The following is a 17425-nucleotide window of genomic DNA, read 5'->3' as shown; positions in this document are numbered from 1 at the left end:
TTACCTATTTATGCCTTGGCTATTAATCCAACGTACATATTCATTTCTATTTGCATTATGCTGACTCAACGTTTTTGCAAACTTATGGTATCCAAAGTTTTTCACGTTGGCAACAAAATAGTAATAGTTATGTGTTTCCGCATTTAAAACAGCATCTATTGCAGACACGTCAGGCATGGTGATTGGTCCTGGAGGAACACCTGGATATTTGTAGGTATTGTATTTAGAATCGATTTCTAAATCTTTATATAAAACCCGTTTAATGACTTGATTAAAATCATTTTCCTTTAGTTTTTTTGCATAGATAACCGTTGGATCTGCTTGTAAAGGCATTCCTTTTCTAATTCTATTTAAATATACGCCAGCAACACGAGGTCTCTCGTCTACCTTTGCCGTTTCTTTATGTACTATTGCAGCAATAGACATTACTTCGTTAATAGAAAGGTTAAGTGCTTTTCGTTTTTCATTTCTAGAAGCATTCCAAAAACTCTGATATTCTTTTAACATTTTATCTCTAAAGCCTTCTGCGGAAGTATTCCAATATATTTCATAGCTATTCGGAATATACATCGATAAAGCAGATTCCTTAGTAAAACCATTTGCATTAAAAAACGTTTCGTCTTGCATTGCTTTTAAAACGGAAATACTATCTGCTTCTATTTGAAAAGCAACTCTACCAGCTAAATCTTCTAAACGTTCCTGATTATTAAAACTTAGTTTTAACGGCATGTTTTTACTTCGGATAGAATTAATAATTTCGTTATTATTCATTCCCTTTAAAACCACAAATCTTCCTGCCTTAAGGTTTGTATTGTATTTCTTTTTTTCGGCTAAAGCGTCAAAAGATTCCATATCCTTTAATAATGGAACTAGTTGCTCTCTTACATCATTATAATTTGCTTTGCTAGAAACATATATATAAGCTTCTTCATTATTAAAAGCGGTATTTGCTTTAAACATTGCTTTATATACAAAGTTTGCAAAAAATGCAGCTATTACTAAACCGATGACTAAAACTGCTATAAGTATTTTTTTAAAGTACATTTATTTATGAATGAGTTGAAAGATATATTCGTTTTTAAATTTATTGTTGACTAGATTCCAGTCCTTTTTTAATCCTATTTCTTGAAATCCTTGATTGGTAAAAAGCTTCTGACTTGCGGTATTGTCTTCCGAAATATTACAATATAACTGATGTAAACCTAAATGTGTAAAACAATAATTAACCAATAAATGCAAGGCTTCTTTACCAAAACCTTTTTGTCTGTTAGCTTCTTCTTTTACCAATATACCAATTCCTGCACGACGGTTTTTAAAATCGAAATCAAAAACATCAATCATACCAAGAGCAACATCGTCATAACCACAAATAACTAATCGCAATTGCTTTACTTCGTAAATATCTTTATGTGCATGCTCTAAATATTGTTTGATTAAATATTTAGAATATGGGGTTATGGTATTGCTAATTTCCCAAATACTTTCGTCATTTTCAATCGTATGAATAAACGCTAAGTCTTCTGGTTCTAAAGCTCGTAAATAGATGTTCTCGCCTTTTAATGTAATCATGAAATTATGCCTTTAAAAACTTGTTTTGCAGGACCTATTAACCAAATATCTTGATATGCATTGCCTTTTTTAGCAAAAGACACTTGTAATTCTCCTCCTTCTACTTGTAAGGTTATTAGATTTTTTTCTGTTTCACCAATATAATGCATGGCTAGAGCAACAGCGGTAACACCGGTTCCACAAGATAAAGTTTCGTCTTCTACACCGCGTTCATACGTTCGAACAGCAAAAGTATCTTCGTTTATTTTCGAAACAAAGTTGACATTCGTTCCTGCTTCATTATAAGGACTGCCATATCTAATTTTTGCGCCTTCGGTTTTTATATCCAATCCTTTAAGATTAGCCTCCTTTTGCACATGATGTGGTGATCCTGTATTTAAAAAAATATGATTTGCATGTTTTTCTACTTGTTCCACATCTTGCATGTGAAGCTTAATAATATCCCCTTCTATAATAGCATCATGCATACCATCAATAGCTTCAAAAGTTGCATGGTCTTTTACAATGTTTAAAAATTTTGCAAAAGCGACAATACATCTTCCTCCATTTCCACACATGGTACTTTCGTTTCCATCTGCATTAAAATATACCATTTTAAAATCTGCAGTTTCATGATTTTCTAGTAATATCAATCCGTCGGCTCCAACACCAAAACGTCTATCACATAAAAAAGCGATTTGTTTGGTATCTTTTTTATTAAACGTTTTTAGACGATTATCAAGCATTACAAAATCGTTTCCTGTTCCTTGATATTTATAAAAAGTGTGTGTCATTAAATAGAAATTATTACGACAAATATAGTAATATTAAACTGTATTCTTAGGTGTTAAATACGCGTTAAAGTTGAATTTATTAAACAACATTTTTTTAATTTTAATCGTTAACCTTTTATACTAAACAGATATATTACTATGAAAAAGATTTTATCCCTATTATTCGTTTCGGCATTAGGAGGAGCAATTACTCTAGGTGCTTATAAAACTTTTATTGAAAAGGAACAACAAGTTGTAATACAACCAAACCAAGAACAACCTTTTACCGTTCCTGTAAATCATACAAGCAACGTTGGTTTTATTGCAGAAACAGATGTGAATTTTGTTTCGGCAGCAGAAAAGACAATTCATACTGTGGTACACGTAAAAAACACGACCGTAAATTCTAGTCAAATGACTTTTGAAGATTTATTTTACGGCAGACAAACACAGCGTGCGCAAATAGGTACTGGTTCTGGAGTCATTATTTCGCCAGATGGTTATATTATAACCAACAACCATGTTATTGCTGGTTCTAGAGAGCTTTCTGTGACCTTAAATAATAACAAAACTTATGATGCGACCATTATTGGTGCTGATGAAAAAACAGATATTGCTTTAATTAAAATTGAAACAGACGAAGAATTACCATTTACCACTTTTGGCGATAGTGACGAAGCAAAAATTGGCGAATGGGTTTTAGCTGTTGGTAATCCATTTAACTTAACGTCTACGGTTACTGCAGGAATTATAAGCGCAAAATCTAGAGATTTATCGGGTTTAAGTAACCAATCTTTTATTCAAACAGATGCGGCTGTAAATCCTGGGAATTCTGGTGGTGCCTTAGTAAATACACATGGAGATTTAATAGGAATTAATACTGCAATCACCTCCCAAACTGGTTCTTATATTGGCTATTCTTTTGCTGTACCAAGTAATATTGCAAAGAAAGTGGTTCAAGATATCATGGAATTTGGTAATGTACAAAACGGAATCCTTGGTGTTTCCGGAAGTCCTATTAGTGCTGGTTATGCTGAGAAATTCGGATTAAATACTTCAGAAGGATTCTATATTGAAGAAGTAGAAGAAGATTCTGGCGCAGATATCGCAGGATTAAAAAGTGGCGATATTATTCAGAAATTGGAGAATATCGAGATTAAAAAGTTTTCCGATCTAAAAGGATTTTTAAATTCGAAAAGCCCTAATGATGTTATAAATGTTACTGTTTTAAGAAATGGAGAGCAAAAAGTATTTCCAGTAACTTTACTAAAAAACGAAACTTTAACGGTTCCTATAATAGGTGTTATTAAAAACGCGAAACCTAAAGACCTAAAAAAATACAACACCGATAATGGGGTGAAAATCGCCAAATTGACGAGTAATGAAAACTATTTGGGCTATTGGATGAATAATGGTGTACAAGTCGGTGATATTATTACTGCAATAAATGATACTAAAGTAAATAGTATTGAAGATGTACAAGCGATTATTAAAAACAGACATACCAATGCATTATTACGTATTGAACTAATAAATTCTAAAGGGGAAAAAGAAAGATATAATTTTAGATAATCCCGTTGGTAAACCCATTTTATTACGAACGCTCTAGTCTTTTCTAGAGCGTTTTTATTTTATTTAAAATAAGCTACGAAAACGTTTGAAATATACTACTTTTGCAAAAAAATTAACAACACAAAAAAATATTTAACCATGCCTATTAACGAAACTTATGAAAGCGAATTAGCTTTTCAAGCAGATAGACGTAGAGCTACTGTAGAATTTATTAAAATAGTTAGCGACCTTTGGTACGATAAATCTATCGAACTGGTTATTTTTAGAAATCAATTAATAGATAAAAATGTTAGTGACATTTTAAATCTACACGAATACGCTTGTGAGTTTGTACAAAAGCCTATTTCTATTTTTGATTCTGTAGAAATTGCGCAAGCTATTAACACATTAGACCTTCCTCCTGCAAAATTAGACATTGGTAAATTAACATATGAATATCATATAGAAGAAGGAAAGTACAATAATGCTACAGCATTTGTTGCAGACAAGCTTAAAGATGCTAGTAAAAACGGAGCTATTACACCTAAAGATGTTGTGCTTTATGGTTTTGGAAGAATTGGTCGTTTAGTTGCTAGAGAATTAATGACAAAAGCAGGTAAAGGAACCCAATTACGTTTACGAGCAATTGTTACTCGTGGCGCTGTGGATGCAACCGTTTTAGAAAAAAGAGCTTCTTTATTACGTAACGATTCTGTACATGGTGATTTTTCAGGAACTGTTTCTATAGATGTAGAAAATAGCGCATTAATTATTAATGGTACCACTGTAAATATTATTTCAGCAAACGCTCCAGAAGATATAGATTATACAAAATACGATATTAATAATGCTTTAGTTATTGATAATACTGGTGCTTTTAGAGATAACGAAGCGTTAAGCAGACATTTAAAATCTAAGGGCGTAGATAAAGTATTACTTACTGCTCCAGGAAAAGGAGTACCAAATATTGTGCATGGTGTAAACCATACCGAGCATAATCCAGATGAAGTACATATTTTTTCTGCAGCATCTTGTACCACCAATGCAATTACACCCGTTTTAAAAGCAATGGAAGATTCTTTCGGCGTAAAATCTGGACATTTAGAAACAATTCATGCGTATACTAATGATCAGAATTTAGTAGATAATTTTCATAGCAAATACAGACGTGGTCGTGCAGCAGCATTAAATATGGTAATTACAGAAACTGGCGCCGGAAAAGCGGTTAGTAAAGCCTTACCAAGTTTAGAAGGAAAATTAACTTCTAATGCTATTCGAGTTCCTGTGCCTAACGGATCTTTAGCTATTTTAAATTTAGAGCTAGAAAACCCAACTTCTATTGAAGGTATAAATACCATCATGAAAAAATATGCACTAGAAGGAGATTTAGTAGAACAAATAAAGTATGAGTTAAGTGACGAATTAGTATCTAGTGATATTGTTGGTTGCTCTGCTCCTTCTATTTATGATAGTAAAGCAACTATTGTGAGAGAAGATGGTAAAAACGCCATCTTATATATATGGTATGATAATGAATACGGGTATAGCCATCAAGTAGTTCGCTTAGCAAAATATATAGCAAAAGTTAGAAGACATACTTATTATTAATAGTAACATCTAAATTTTAATTAGCAACGTATATATTAGAGCCTCACTTTTGTGAGGCTTTTTAATTAAAAAAATTTTATGTTAAATGCATTTATCCCGAAGCATTTTGAAGAGTATTTAGCATCTAAATAAACATAATTTCTTATTTTCGTAAAAAATAAACCAAACTAATTTACTAAATGAATTCTTTTAAATTTATTATAATTCTATCTATATCTTTATTCTGTACATCCATTAGCGCCCAAACGGAAAACAACGAAGAAGAAGACAAACTTTCATTAAATACTGGTACCATAGATAATCAGTTTGAATACATTTTAAGAAAATCTGGTAATTTTAAAGGAACCAACGGACAACCTTATGAAGCGGTTAAACGTAGTATGTTCCTTACGCTACAAGCACATACTATTGATTCTTTAAAAACAATTCATAAAGAACTAGCCGAAACACAAGCTGTTGTTACTAGCCAATCGAAAGAAATTGCTACATTAAAAACGAGCTTAGCCAACACACAAGGCACATTAAACCAAACCAACGAAGAAAAAGACAGCATGTCTTTATTCGGAATGCTAATGAGTAAATCTGGTTATAATATTTTAATGTGGTCTATTATTGGTGGTCTACTAGCGTTTTTACTATTTTTTATCTACAAATTTAAAAATAGTAACGCAATTACTAGAGATGCCAATAAGTCTTTAGCAGAAATTGAAGAAGAATTTGAAGAGCACAGAAAAATAGCTTTAGAGCGTGAGCAAAAAGTTAGAAGACAACTACAAGACGAATTAAACAAACAAAAAAACAGTTAACCGTTTTTAAACACCATATTAGTTAAAGATCTGTAAATTCTGTTTACAGATCTTTTTTTTTGTAAACATGCAAACCAAAACGACTTATCTAAACCTATTTCATCTTTTTTATTATAATCCTAATACGCTTTAAATCGGGATTCGTAAAAACCTTTCTTTTTCATCTTATTCTTTGCATCTTTGCAACTTATACTAAAGACTCATGAGAATTGATATCATAACCGTTTTACCAGAATTACTAGAAAGCCCGTTTAGCGCTTCTATACTTAAACGTGCCATTGAAGCTGGCTTGGTAGAAGTACACTTTCATAATTTACGTGATTATACCACAGACAACTATAAATCTATTGACGACACCCAGTTTGGTGGTGGCGCAGGAATGGTAATGATGATCGAGCCAATAGATAAATGTATTACCAAACTAAAGGAAGAACGCGATTATGATGAAGTTATATATATGACTCCAGATGGCGAAACCTTAAATCAAGGAATGGCGAATCACCTTTCTTTAAAGGAAAACATTATTATTCTTTGCGGACATTATAAAGGTGTAGACCAACGCGTTCGCGATCTTTTTATCACGAAAGAAATTTCTATTGGAGATTATGTTTTATCTGGTGGTGAACTTGGTGCAGCTGTTTTATGCGATGCTTTAATACGATTAATTCCTGGCGTATTGGGAAATGAAACTTCTGCTTTAACAGATTCTTTTCAAGACAATTTATTAGCGCCTCCTATTTATACAAAACCAAGAGCGTATAAAGGATTGGAAGTTCCGGAATTACTATTTAGTGGGAACCATGCAAAAATTGAAAAATGGCGAGAAGAACAAGCATACCAACGCACTAAAGATAGAAGACCTGATTTATTAGAAGATTAATTTTAAATTTTTCCATCTAAAAAAAAGCAAAATGCAACCAAGAATAGTATCTATCTCTGGAAAAAAATTAGTCGGACAATCTGTTAAAATGTCTTTAATAGATAATAAAACATTCGAGCTGTTCTCTGGTTTTATGCCAAATAGAAAACAAGTAAAAAATAGTATTGGTAGTGCTATTTATGAAATAACAGAATACAGTATCGATCATTTTAAAAGCTTCCATCCGAATAATACGTTTACAAAATGGGCTACTATGGAAGTGGAAAACTTTGATAATATACCAGAAGAAATGCATCATATTTCTATAGAAAGCGGATTATACGCCGTTTTTACCTACAAAGGATTAGCGAAAGACTTTTCGAAGGTGATGCAATATATTTTTACAGAATGGTTACAAAAATCGGAATACGCTTTAGACAACAGAGCACATTTTAATGTACTTGGAGACAAATACATTAAAGATTCCCCAGACGCTGAAGAAGAGGTATATATTCCGATAAAGCTAAAATAAAGAAACTATCCTTTTACAGGAACCTCGATTTGTGTTAAGGATAGTAGTGACATCCTTTTTTGAGTTCCGATAAAAAGATATAACGAATAGCCTGACGCTACGGAACTTAAGTGAAGTAGCGGGACACCAAAAAAAATAAACTTTTAGCTTTTATCTATTAACTTTTTAACTATCTTTGCACCACTTTTGAGTTAACCTCTGGCGAGAATCGCGAATGTTGCCTTGAAATAACTAATAAAATTAATAAAGATGGAATCTTTAATAAAATTTGTACAAGACGAATTTGTAACAAGAAAAGACTTTCCAGAGTTCGGAGCTGGAGACACTATTACAGTGTATTACGAAATTAGAGAAGGAGAAAAAGTACGTACACAGTTCTTTAGAGGTGTTGTTTTACAACGCAGAGGAACTGGATCTTCAGAAACATTCACTATTAGAAAAATGTCTGGAACTGTTGGTGTAGAACGTATTTTCCCTGTAAACTTACCTGCTTTACAAAAGGTAGAAGTAAACAAAAGAGGAAAAGTTCGTAGAGCTCGTATCTTTTACTTTAGAGGTCTTACTGGTAAGAAAGCTAGAATTACAGAAAAAAGACGCAAATAAGTATCTGCGTTTCATAATTTTAAAAAGCCTTGAGAAATCAAGGCTTTTTTTCGTCCAAACGTTATCAACAAAAGTTAATAAACGAAGTTGATAAGTCGTTGATAACTAACGACTTGAAAAATTTGTTTTTTTAAGATCTTGTCTTATATTAGCTAAAGAATTACATATCACATCTGTGAGTTTCTTATTAAAAGAGAATGAAAATTGAAATTCTATTAAAGACTCGTTCTTTAATTTTACTTATTATTTTTAGAGGTTTTAGAATTTTAACAAATTTATTTTTTTCTGACACGAGGCGAATTTTTTAAGCATAGCATTAGTTATGGTTTAAAAATTTAACGCTGAAGCAGGGAAAAAGAAAGCGATAAAAAATAAAACAAATAAAAATAAAAAGTAATAGATTGTTTTTTGAGGTTTTGAAGAAACATATGTAAATGTGTTTATCTGAAAAATCATGAAATCTTTAAAAGTACTACATACTTAGGTAGATAGTGACTACAAAGATAGAAAGCTTCCAGAAATAGTTTAAGCGAAAGTAAAAACTAGAAAAGGATGCAATGTTTAAAAGAAATGCAACACGCAAGTGAAACAAAGAAACCTAAACATCAAGAAAAACAGTTAATCGAAACATTTTAGTAACAAGTCAATACATTTTGAAAGTTACAACATAAAATGTTTTATTGAATTAGTGCAACTTGAATCTACATGTTCTAAAACGTAAGTTTTGAAACCAAATTTAACAGCAATGTTAAATAGATCACGCTAAACTATTTCAAAAGAAGCCATATCCCACTAGATTAAATTCTATGTGATATGGCTTTTGTATTTTATATACCAATTTAAACATAAAGTGTCGTTCCTACTTTGTTTCTCTTTCATCCCTAATTCCATAAACAATGAAACCGTAACCGCACTACCCTTCCATTTTTAAAATAAGTAAACAAAAAATAATTCAAATATAAGAATGCCACATTTTATCCTTAATTTGGTATTCTATATTTTCTATCCATTTACGAAAAGCATTTTTAAATGAACCTTCCTTTTATAAACGACAAAACGCATAACAATAAAGACTATTCTACTACCCAATTATCTAAAGCAGAATATGATAATTGCACCTTTACTAATTGTGTGTTTACCGATAGTTATTTAACTAGCAACTCTTTTTTAGAGTGCTCATTTATAGATTGTAACTTAAGTAATGTTAAAGCCAAAGGAGTTACATTTAAAGATGTACACTTTGTAAATTGTAAAATGATTGGTTTTCCTTTTAATGAATGTAATTCTTTTCTTTTAGAACTGCACTTTAAAGATTGTAATTTAAGCTTTGCTTCTTTTTACCAATTAAACATTAAAAACACAAACTTTAATTCCTGCAATTTGGAGTCCGTGGATTTTACAGAAACCAATATAACAAAAGCATCCTTTGCGAACAGTAATTTAGCAAAAGCTATTTTTGAAAACACAAACCTGGAAAAAGCAGATTTTACAACCGCAAAAAACTACACGATAGCTCCAGATAAAAACAAAATAAAAGGTGCCAAATTTAGTAAAGATGGTCTATTTGGACTCTTAAGTATGTATCAAATTAAAATCGAATAAAACATAATTCATAAAAAATAGGAACCTTTTTTAAAAGCTTCATATTTATTAAATATCCAAACACTAGTTACTTCCATTAATAATTGGTTTTTTGTATATTTACACAGCTTAATTTATAAGCAATATTTAATTCAGTAAACAAATTACACATGACAAAAATTTCTACAATAATTTATACTAAAACAGATGAAGCACCAGCATTAGCTACGCATTCATTTTTACCAATAGTTCAAGCTTTTACAAACTCTGCAGGAGTAAAAGTAGAAACAAGAGACATTTCTTTAGCATCGAGAATACTTGCTGTATTTTCAGATATGTTACCAGAAGACCAACGTGTTAAGGATACTTTGGCCGAATTAGGTGAATTAGTAAAAAAACCAGAAGCGAATATTATAAAACTACCTAATATTAGTGCATCTGTACCACAATTGAAAGCAGCAATTAAAGAATTACAAGCAAAAGGATATGGATTACCAAACTATCCAGATGAACCAGAAACTGCAGAAGAAAAAGATATTAAATTGCGCTATGATAAAGTAAAAGGTAGTGCGGTAAACCCAATATTACGTGAAGGAAACTCCGATCGTCGTGCTCCAAAAGCTGTAAAGAATTACGCAAAAAAGAATCCACATTCTATGGGAGCTTGGAGCAAAGATTCTAAAACACATGTTGCTACTATGACACATGGTGATTTTTACCACAATGAAAAATCAGTAACACTTGCCGAAGCTACCACCATTAAAATTGTACATAAAGACGCTAAAGGCAATGAAACTATTTTAAAAGAAGGGTTAGATTTACTTCCAGGAGAAATTATTGATGCTACAATAATGAGCAAAACAGCATTGATCGAATTTTTAGAAGAACAAGTAGAAGATGCTTTAGATAAAAGTGTATTGTTTTCATTACACATGAAAGCAACCATGATGAAAGTTAGTGATCCAATTATATTTGGTCATGCTGTACGTGTTTTCTTCCATGATTTATTTAAAAAACATGCTAAGACATTCGAAAAAATTGGTGTAGATGTTAATAATGGTTTTGGAAACTTATTAGAAAAATTAAGCGAATTACCAGAAGATAAACGAGATGCTATACGCGAAGATATAAGATATGCTTTGCATCATAGTGCAGATTTAGCAATGGTAAATAGTGATAGAGGAATTACAAATCTACATGTACCAAGTGACGTTATTATTGATGCATCTATGCCTGCAATGATTCGTACTTCTGGACAAATGTGGAATGCAGATGGTAAACTTCAAGATACTAAAGCAGTAATTCCGGATAGTAGTTATGCTGGAATTTATGACGCAACTATAAAGTTTTGTAAAAAACATGGCGCTTTTGATCCTACAACAATGGGAACTGTTCCTAATGTTGGACTTATGGCTCAAAAAGCAGAAGAGTATGGTTCTCATGATAAGACTTTCGAAATAGCATCTAAAGGAAAAGTAAACGTAATAGATGCCGAAGGTAATGTCCTTTTAAGTCATAAAGTAGAAGCTGGAGATATCTGGAGAATGTGCCAAGTAAAGGATGCACCAGTTCAAGATTGGGTGAAATTAGCGGTTACTAGAGCTAGAGCTTCTCAAACTCCTGCTGTTTTTTGGTTAGACAAGAAAAGAGCACATGATGCCGAATTAATTAAAAAAGTAAATAAATACCTCTTAGATCATGATACTTCTGGTTTAGATATTAGAATTCTTGCTCCTTTTGAAGCAACTAATTTTACACTAGAAAGAGTTAAAGATGGTAAAGATACTATTTCAGTTTCTGGAAACGTGTTACGTGATTACTTAACCGATTTATTCCCTATTTTAGAATTAGGTACCTCTGCAAAAATGTTATCTATTGTTCCTTTAATGAGTGGTGGTGGTTTATTTGAAACTGGTGCCGGAGGATCTGCTCCTAAACACGTGCAACAATTTGTAGAAGAAAATCATTTACGTTGGGATTCTTTAGGTGAATTTTTAGCACTTGCTGTTTCTTTAGAACATTTAGGAGAAACAAATAATAACGATAGAGCTTTAGTTTTAAGTGAAACTCTAGACGAAGCAACAGAGAAATTATTAGAAAATAAAAAAGGTCCTTCTCGTAAAGTAAACGAATTGGATAATAGAGGAAGTCATTTTTATTTAGCAATGTATTGGGCTGAAGCATTAGCAAACCAAACAAAAGATGCGGATTTAAAAGAAACCTTTACTGCTATTGCTAAGTCTTTGAGTGAAAACGAAGAAGTAATTGTTAACGAATTAAATAAAGTACAAGGTAAACCGGTGAAAATGGGAGGCTATTATGAGCCAAATGACGACTTAACTAGCAAAGCAATGAAACCTAGTAAAACTTTTAATACTATTATAAATAGTATTAAATAATCTAAACTTAATGTATAAAAAGCTCCTTTCAAGGGGCTTTTTTTATACTTTTATGTCAAATGAATTTTAAAATTTGTTAGTATATGTTTAAAAAACAAAAGCTTCTATTTTTTTTATGCTTCCTTACTATATCCTTTTTATCTGCACAGGAGAAATTTACTTTTAGCGGAACCATCCAAGAAGCAACAAGTAATGAAACGCTAATTAGTGTAAACATAATTATTCCAGAGCTACAAACAGGAACAACAACAAATGAGTATGGCTTCTACTCTATTACTTTACCCAAAGGAAACTACAAAGTGATTATAAGCTACATTGGTTTTGCAGATGTTGTCGAAACGATTAACCTTTCCCAAGACATTTCCAAAAATTATAGTTTAGTAGAGACTACTCAAAATCTAGACGAAGTGGTTATTAAAGAAAATGTGGAAAGACTAAATATAAAAAAACCACAGATGAGTGTAAACGCACTTTCTTCAAGTACCATCAAACAAATCCCTGCCATACTTGGCGAACCAGATGTTATAAAAGCAATAACCATGCTTCCCGGAGTTACAACTGCTGGCGAAGGTGCTTCTGGTTTTAATGTTCGTGGTGGTGCTGCAGACCAAAATTTAATTTTGTTAGATGAAGCTACTATTTACAATTCTTCCCATTTATTTGGTTTCTTTTCCGTTTTTAATCCGGACGCCATAAAAGATTTGAAATTATACAAAGGCGGAATTCCCGCACGTTATGGCGGTCGTGTTTCTTCCGTTTTAGATATCTACCAAAAAGAAGGGAACAGTAATTCGTTTCACGCCAATGGAGGAATTGGTATTGTTTCTAGTAGATTATTGATTGAAGGTCCAATAAAAAAAGAGAAAGCATCTTTCCTTTTAGGTGGAAGATCTTCCTATGCACATTTATTTCTTCCACTTTTTGATGTAGATAGCAAAGCATATTTCTACGATTTAAACACTAAAATAAGCTACAAAATCAACAAAAATAACAATGTCTATTTATCAGGTTATTTTGGTAGAGATGTATTTAGTTTGAGTGATAGTTTTAAAAATACCTATGGCAATTCCGTTTTAAACTTTAGATGGAACCATTTATTCTCCAATAAACTATTCTCCAATGCTTCGTTAATTTATTCGGATTATTACTATGGCTTAGATTTAAACTTTGTTGGATTCAAATGGAATTCTGGAATTAGAAACTTCAATTTCAAATACGATTTAAAACACTACCTAAACGATAAAATAAAATTGCAATATGGTTTAAATAGTATTTATCATAAATTTAATCCTGGTGAGATTGAACCTGCAGGAACATCCTCTGGAATAAACCCAAGAAAGTTAATTGATAAATATGCTTTTGAAAATGCGATATATATAGATGCCGAACATAAACTATCCGATAAACTTACTGCTTCTTATGGGTTACGCTATAGTTCTTTTTTACGCTTGGGTCAAAAAGAATTAAATGTGTACGAAAATGATAACCCCATTCTTTTTAATGAGGAGCTTCAAATTTATGAAAAAGCAAATCCTATCGGTACAGAAACAGCTAGCAAAAGTGATGTGTTAGAATCGTTTGGAAATTTAGAACCAAGACTTGCACTTGCTTATCAATTAAATCCTAACTCCTCCATTAAAGCAAGTTATAACAGATTAAGTCAATATTTACATTTACTTTCTAATACCAGTTCTCCAACACCTTTAGATGTTTGGACACCAAGTGGAAAGTATGCCAAACCACAATTATTAGATCAAGTTGCTATTGGTTATTTCAAAAATTTCAACGACAAAATATTTTCTTTAGAAGTAGAATCCTTTTATAAAAAAGTAAAAAACAGAATAGATTATATAGATGGCGCCGACTTAATTGCTAACGATGCCATTGAACAGGTAATTTTAAACGGCAAAGCAAGAGCATACGGTTTAGAAATTTTATTCCGAAAAAACGAAGGCCGTTTTAAAGGATGGTTTGCCTATACATTATCGAAATCAGAACAACAAACTCCAGGAAGAACAGCCGTTGAAACAGGAATAAATAATGGAAATTGGTATAATACTCCTTATGATAAAACACATGACGTGTCTATTACAGGAAGTTATGACCTAAATGAAAAATGGACTTTAAACGCTAATTTCTTACTACAATCCGGACAACCAGTTACCTACCCAAATGGTCAATATGAATACAATGGTGTAACCATACCAAGCTATACAAACCGAAACGAATTTAGATTGCCAACATATCATCGTTTAGATATTTCGGCAAATTACACCCCAAAACCAGACAAACAGAAAGGATGGCAAAGCTATTGGGTTTTTGGTGTTTATAATATGTATAATAAACGCAATGCAGCATCTATAAGTTTTAGAGAAAACGTAGATACTGGAGCAAATGAAGCTGTACGACTTTCCATTTTTGGTATAGTTCCTTCTGTTTCCTATAATTTTAAATTTTAAGAATATGAAAAGATTACTCATGCTACCAATACTAACTATTTTCCTATTTTCTTGTGAGGATGTTGTAGATATAGACTTACCAAATTCAGAGCCTAGATTAGTTATTGACGCTTCCATTAATTGGTTTAAAGACACGCCAGGAAATGAACAATCTATAAAATTGACATTGTCTGCTCCATTTTATGACAACGAAATTCCGCCTGCAAATAATGCGCAAGTGATTATTATGGATGCAAATAATAACAGCTTTCAATTTTTAGAAGAAGACCAAACAGGAATCTATTACAATACCACATTCGTTCCTGAAATTAATGGTACCTATAACTTAAGTATTAATTATAACGGCGAACTTTTTACAGCAACCGAAACTTTAAAATCCGTAGCAGAAATTGAATATGTAGAACAAGATTTAGAAGGTGGGTTTTCAGGAGAAGAAACAGAAATAAAAGCCTATTTCACAGATCCTGTAGACGAAGAAAACTATTATTTTTTCGAGTATACTCCAAGTATAAATATGCCTGCTACATTAGATACCTTTAAAGATGAATTTGTAAATGGTAATGAAATTTTCGGCTTTTATATCGAAGAAGATCTAGATTCAGGGGAAAGTGTAATCATAAGAAATTATGGTGTTTCCCAACGTTTCTATGAGTTCATGTTTATTCTTTTACAACAAAGTAGTGAAGATGGTGGTGGTCCTTTTGAAACCCAACCTGCAACTGTTCGCGGTAATTGCATCAATCAAACCAATGCTCAAAATTTTCCTTTTGGGTATTTTAGATTGTCCGAAGTTTCTGAATTTAATTATACCGTCGAGTAATACTATTTGGGCGTTTCCATACAAAACCTTGAAGTTTTGTATCGTCGTGCTGTACACTATATCTTTTGCAAAAGCAAAAGGATGCCGTTTCCATCACTAACGCAAAACAAAAATCCGTATTTTTACAAAATGACATTTATAAAAACCACAGAACAAGACTCCAATTATAATCATCTAGAAAAGATGACAATTTCAGAGTTACTAAAAAATATAAATACAGAAGATAAAACAGTGCCTCAAGCTGTAGATAACGCATTACCACAAATTGAAAAATTAGTAGAACAAATCGTTTTAAAACTGAAATCTGGTGGAAGGTTATTTTATTTAGGCGCAGGAACAAGTGGTCGTTTAGGAATTTTAGATGCCAGTGAATGTCCTCCTACTTTTGGTGTCTCACCTGATTTAGTAATTGGTATTATTGCCGGTGGAGATACAGCCATTAGAAATGCTGTAGAATTCGCCGAAGACTCCACAAATCTAGGTTGGAAAGATTTGCAAGCATATCATGTAAATAACAAAGATGTTGTTGTTGGTATTGCTGCCTCCGGAACTACTCCTTATGTAATTGCTGCATTGGAAGTATGTAACGACAACAATATAATAACAGGTTGTATTACTTGTAACCAAAGCAGTCCATTATCACAAACTGCACAATTCCCAATTGAAGTAGTTGTCGGACCCGAATTTGTAACCGGAAGTTCAAGAATGAAAGCAGGAACAGCGCAAAAATTAGTTCTTAATATGTTAACCACTACTACCATGATTCAATTAGGTCATATTAAAGGTAATAAAATGGTGGATATGCAATTAAGCAATAATAAACTTGTACATAGAGGTATTAGAATGATTATGCAAGAAATAAATGTTACCGAAAAAACGGCAGAACAACTACTTAAAGAACACAAAAACGTAAGAGCATCAATTCAAAATTATAAAAATGGAAACCAATAATACCAATAAAGATCTATTAGCAAAAGGATTAAAAATCATGCTAATCACTCTAGCACTAATGTTTCTAGGTCCTGTATTAATATATACTGCATTTAGTAATCCAGAAAAGGCTTTGTATTATCCGTTGCTTATTGCAGGAGTAGCTAGTTGTATTTGTGCTATCTTTTTTGGATTTAAAGGCATCAATACCATAATGGATAGTATGTTTAAAAAACAGTAATTACTCTGCTTTAACTTGTTTTGGTGTTGTTGCATTATAACCAAATGTAGTGTCTTCAATTGCAACACCTAGCCTATCCAAAATATAGCTTATAATAGCATAATGATGAATCGTATGGCTATTAGCTTGGGCTAGCAAAGCACAGAATGTATAATCAATTTTGGTTTTTCCCAAACCCAAATCATCTATAACTACAATCTCTTGTCTACAATCTTTCCCTTCTAAACCTTGTAACTTATTTATAATAGTATCTAAGTAACAGGCTGCAGTATCGCAACAATTCTCTACATCCATATTCCTTTTTCTTGCCGTTAAATCTACTTCATTATTGGCTACATCAAAAATACAATCATAAAAATCTAAAATATGTCTTATATGGGAACCTACACTTGAAAAATAAGGAGATATAGAAACATCGCTTAACTGTTCATTGGAAAGTTCAGATAATAGAAATCTAGATTTATTAAGGGTAACTAAAGTAGATGGAATGACTATGTTCATGAAGACTAAATTAACTAAATTAATTTAATATAAAAATTATTTTTCATTAGTCTTATTCCCAATGAATACTTACACTTTATTGCATAAAAAAATCCTCAACAAATAAATGCTGAGGATTCTCTAAAAAAGGCGACGACCTACTCTTCCACAATGTAGTACCATCGGCGCAAATGGGCTTAACTTCTCTGTTCGGAATGGTAAGAGGTGAGCCCCA

The 17425-nt window shown here is 32.0% G+C and carries 16 protein-coding genes and 1 rRNA gene; 12 read left to right on the top strand and 5 right to left on the bottom strand.

Features of this window, described 5'->3' with window-relative positions; translation table 11 throughout:
- Genes mltG through dapF form a run of 3 tightly spaced genes read right to left on the bottom strand, consistent with a single transcriptional unit; the run spans window position 1 to window position 2342 of the window.
- A complete protein-coding gene (mltG, locus tag ACVCZW_RS13415; RefSeq protein WP_452229581.1) occupies window positions 1-1044 on the bottom strand; it encodes an endolytic transglycosylase MltG in 1044 nt (347 codons plus the stop codon).
- Window positions 1045-1569 carry a GNAT family N-acetyltransferase gene (locus ACVCZW_RS13410; protein WP_452232657.1) on the bottom strand — a complete coding sequence of 175 codons (525 nt, stop codon included), beginning with the start codon at window positions 1567-1569 and terminating at the stop codon, window positions 1045-1047. It lies immediately after the preceding gene.
- Window positions 1566-2342, bottom strand: coding sequence for a diaminopimelate epimerase (gene dapF / locus ACVCZW_RS13405; protein WP_452229583.1), 777 nt, complete (start codon window positions 2340-2342; stop codon window positions 1566-1568). Before dapF ends, ACVCZW_RS13410 begins: the two co-directional genes overlap by 4 nt.
- A 138-nt stretch (window positions 2343-2480) precedes the next feature.
- On the opposite strand from dapF, the gene ACVCZW_RS13400 reads away from it, so the two are divergent.
- From ACVCZW_RS13400 to ACVCZW_RS13345, 12 genes are all read left to right on the top strand, one after another.
- Entirely contained in the window at window positions 2481-3893 is a 1413-nt protein-coding gene (locus ACVCZW_RS13400; RefSeq protein WP_452229584.1) for a trypsin-like peptidase domain-containing protein, read from the top strand.
- A 138-nt stretch (window positions 3894-4031) separates the two neighbouring features.
- The gene (locus ACVCZW_RS13395) at window positions 4032-5480 is read left to right on the top strand and encodes a glyceraldehyde-3-phosphate dehydrogenase (RefSeq protein WP_452232656.1); all 1449 of its coding nucleotides are present in this window, start codon (window positions 4032-4034) and stop codon (window positions 5478-5480) included.
- Between the two features lie 179 nt (window positions 5481-5659).
- On the top strand, window positions 5660-6286 hold the full coding sequence (locus tag ACVCZW_RS13390) for a tRNA (guanine-N1)-methyltransferase (RefSeq protein ID WP_452229586.1): 627 nt from the start codon (window positions 5660-5662) through the stop codon (window positions 6284-6286).
- 202 nt (window positions 6287-6488) lie between these two features.
- Window positions 6489-7166 (top strand): tRNA (guanosine(37)-N1)-methyltransferase TrmD, encoded by a 678-nt coding sequence (trmD, locus tag ACVCZW_RS13385; protein ID WP_452229587.1) that lies wholly within the window; start codon window positions 6489-6491, stop codon window positions 7164-7166.
- 31 nt (window positions 7167-7197) lie between these two features.
- Window positions 7198-7677, top strand: coding sequence for a GyrI-like domain-containing protein (locus ACVCZW_RS13380; protein ID WP_452232655.1), 480 nt, complete (start codon window positions 7198-7200; stop codon window positions 7675-7677).
- 249 nt (window positions 7678-7926) lie between these two features.
- A complete protein-coding gene (rplS, locus tag ACVCZW_RS13375) occupies window positions 7927-8280 on the top strand; it encodes a 50S ribosomal protein L19 (protein WP_055443565.1) in 354 nt (117 codons plus the stop codon).
- A gap of 1029 nt (window positions 8281-9309) precedes the next feature.
- A complete protein-coding gene (locus ACVCZW_RS13370; RefSeq protein WP_452232654.1) occupies window positions 9310-9882 on the top strand; it encodes a pentapeptide repeat-containing protein in 573 nt (190 codons plus the stop codon).
- 149 nt (window positions 9883-10031) lie between these two features.
- On the top strand, window positions 10032-12260 hold the full coding sequence (locus tag ACVCZW_RS13365; RefSeq protein ID WP_452229590.1) for an NADP-dependent isocitrate dehydrogenase: 2229 nt from the start codon (window positions 10032-10034) through the stop codon (window positions 12258-12260).
- A gap of 83 nt (window positions 12261-12343) precedes the next feature.
- Entirely contained in the window at window positions 12344-14719 is a 2376-nt protein-coding gene (locus ACVCZW_RS13360) for a TonB-dependent receptor (RefSeq protein ID WP_452232653.1), read from the top strand.
- A 4-nt stretch (window positions 14720-14723) separates the two neighbouring features.
- On the top strand, window positions 14724-15539 hold the full coding sequence (locus tag ACVCZW_RS13355; protein ID WP_452229592.1) for a DUF4249 domain-containing protein: 816 nt from the start codon (window positions 14724-14726) through the stop codon (window positions 15537-15539).
- 129 nt (window positions 15540-15668) lie between these two features.
- The gene (gene murQ, locus ACVCZW_RS13350) at window positions 15669-16490 is read left to right on the top strand and encodes an N-acetylmuramic acid 6-phosphate etherase (protein ID WP_452229593.1); all 822 of its coding nucleotides are present in this window, start codon (window positions 15669-15671) and stop codon (window positions 16488-16490) included.
- Window positions 16477-16710 carry a DUF6095 family protein gene (locus ACVCZW_RS13345; RefSeq protein WP_452229594.1) on the top strand — a complete coding sequence of 78 codons (234 nt, stop codon included), beginning with the start codon at window positions 16477-16479 and terminating at the stop codon, window positions 16708-16710. The genes murQ and ACVCZW_RS13345 overlap by 14 nt, the downstream gene beginning before the upstream one ends.
- Here the strand turns inward: ACVCZW_RS13345 and ACVCZW_RS13340 are convergent, their stop codons facing one another.
- Together ACVCZW_RS13340 and rrf are read right to left on the bottom strand one after the other, a co-directional pair.
- Window positions 16711-17211, bottom strand: coding sequence for a hypothetical protein (locus ACVCZW_RS13340; protein WP_452229595.1), 501 nt, complete (start codon window positions 17209-17211; stop codon window positions 16711-16713).
- A gap of 124 nt (window positions 17212-17335) precedes the next feature.
- A 5S ribosomal RNA gene (rrf, locus tag ACVCZW_RS13335) occupies window positions 17336-17425 on the bottom strand; the annotation flags it as partial.

The sequence above is a fragment of the Lacinutrix sp. MEBiC02595 genome (assembly GCF_053601555.1).
The sequence above is the reverse complement of the archived record's forward strand: the minus strand, read 5'-3'. Positions and strand labels throughout refer to the sequence as shown.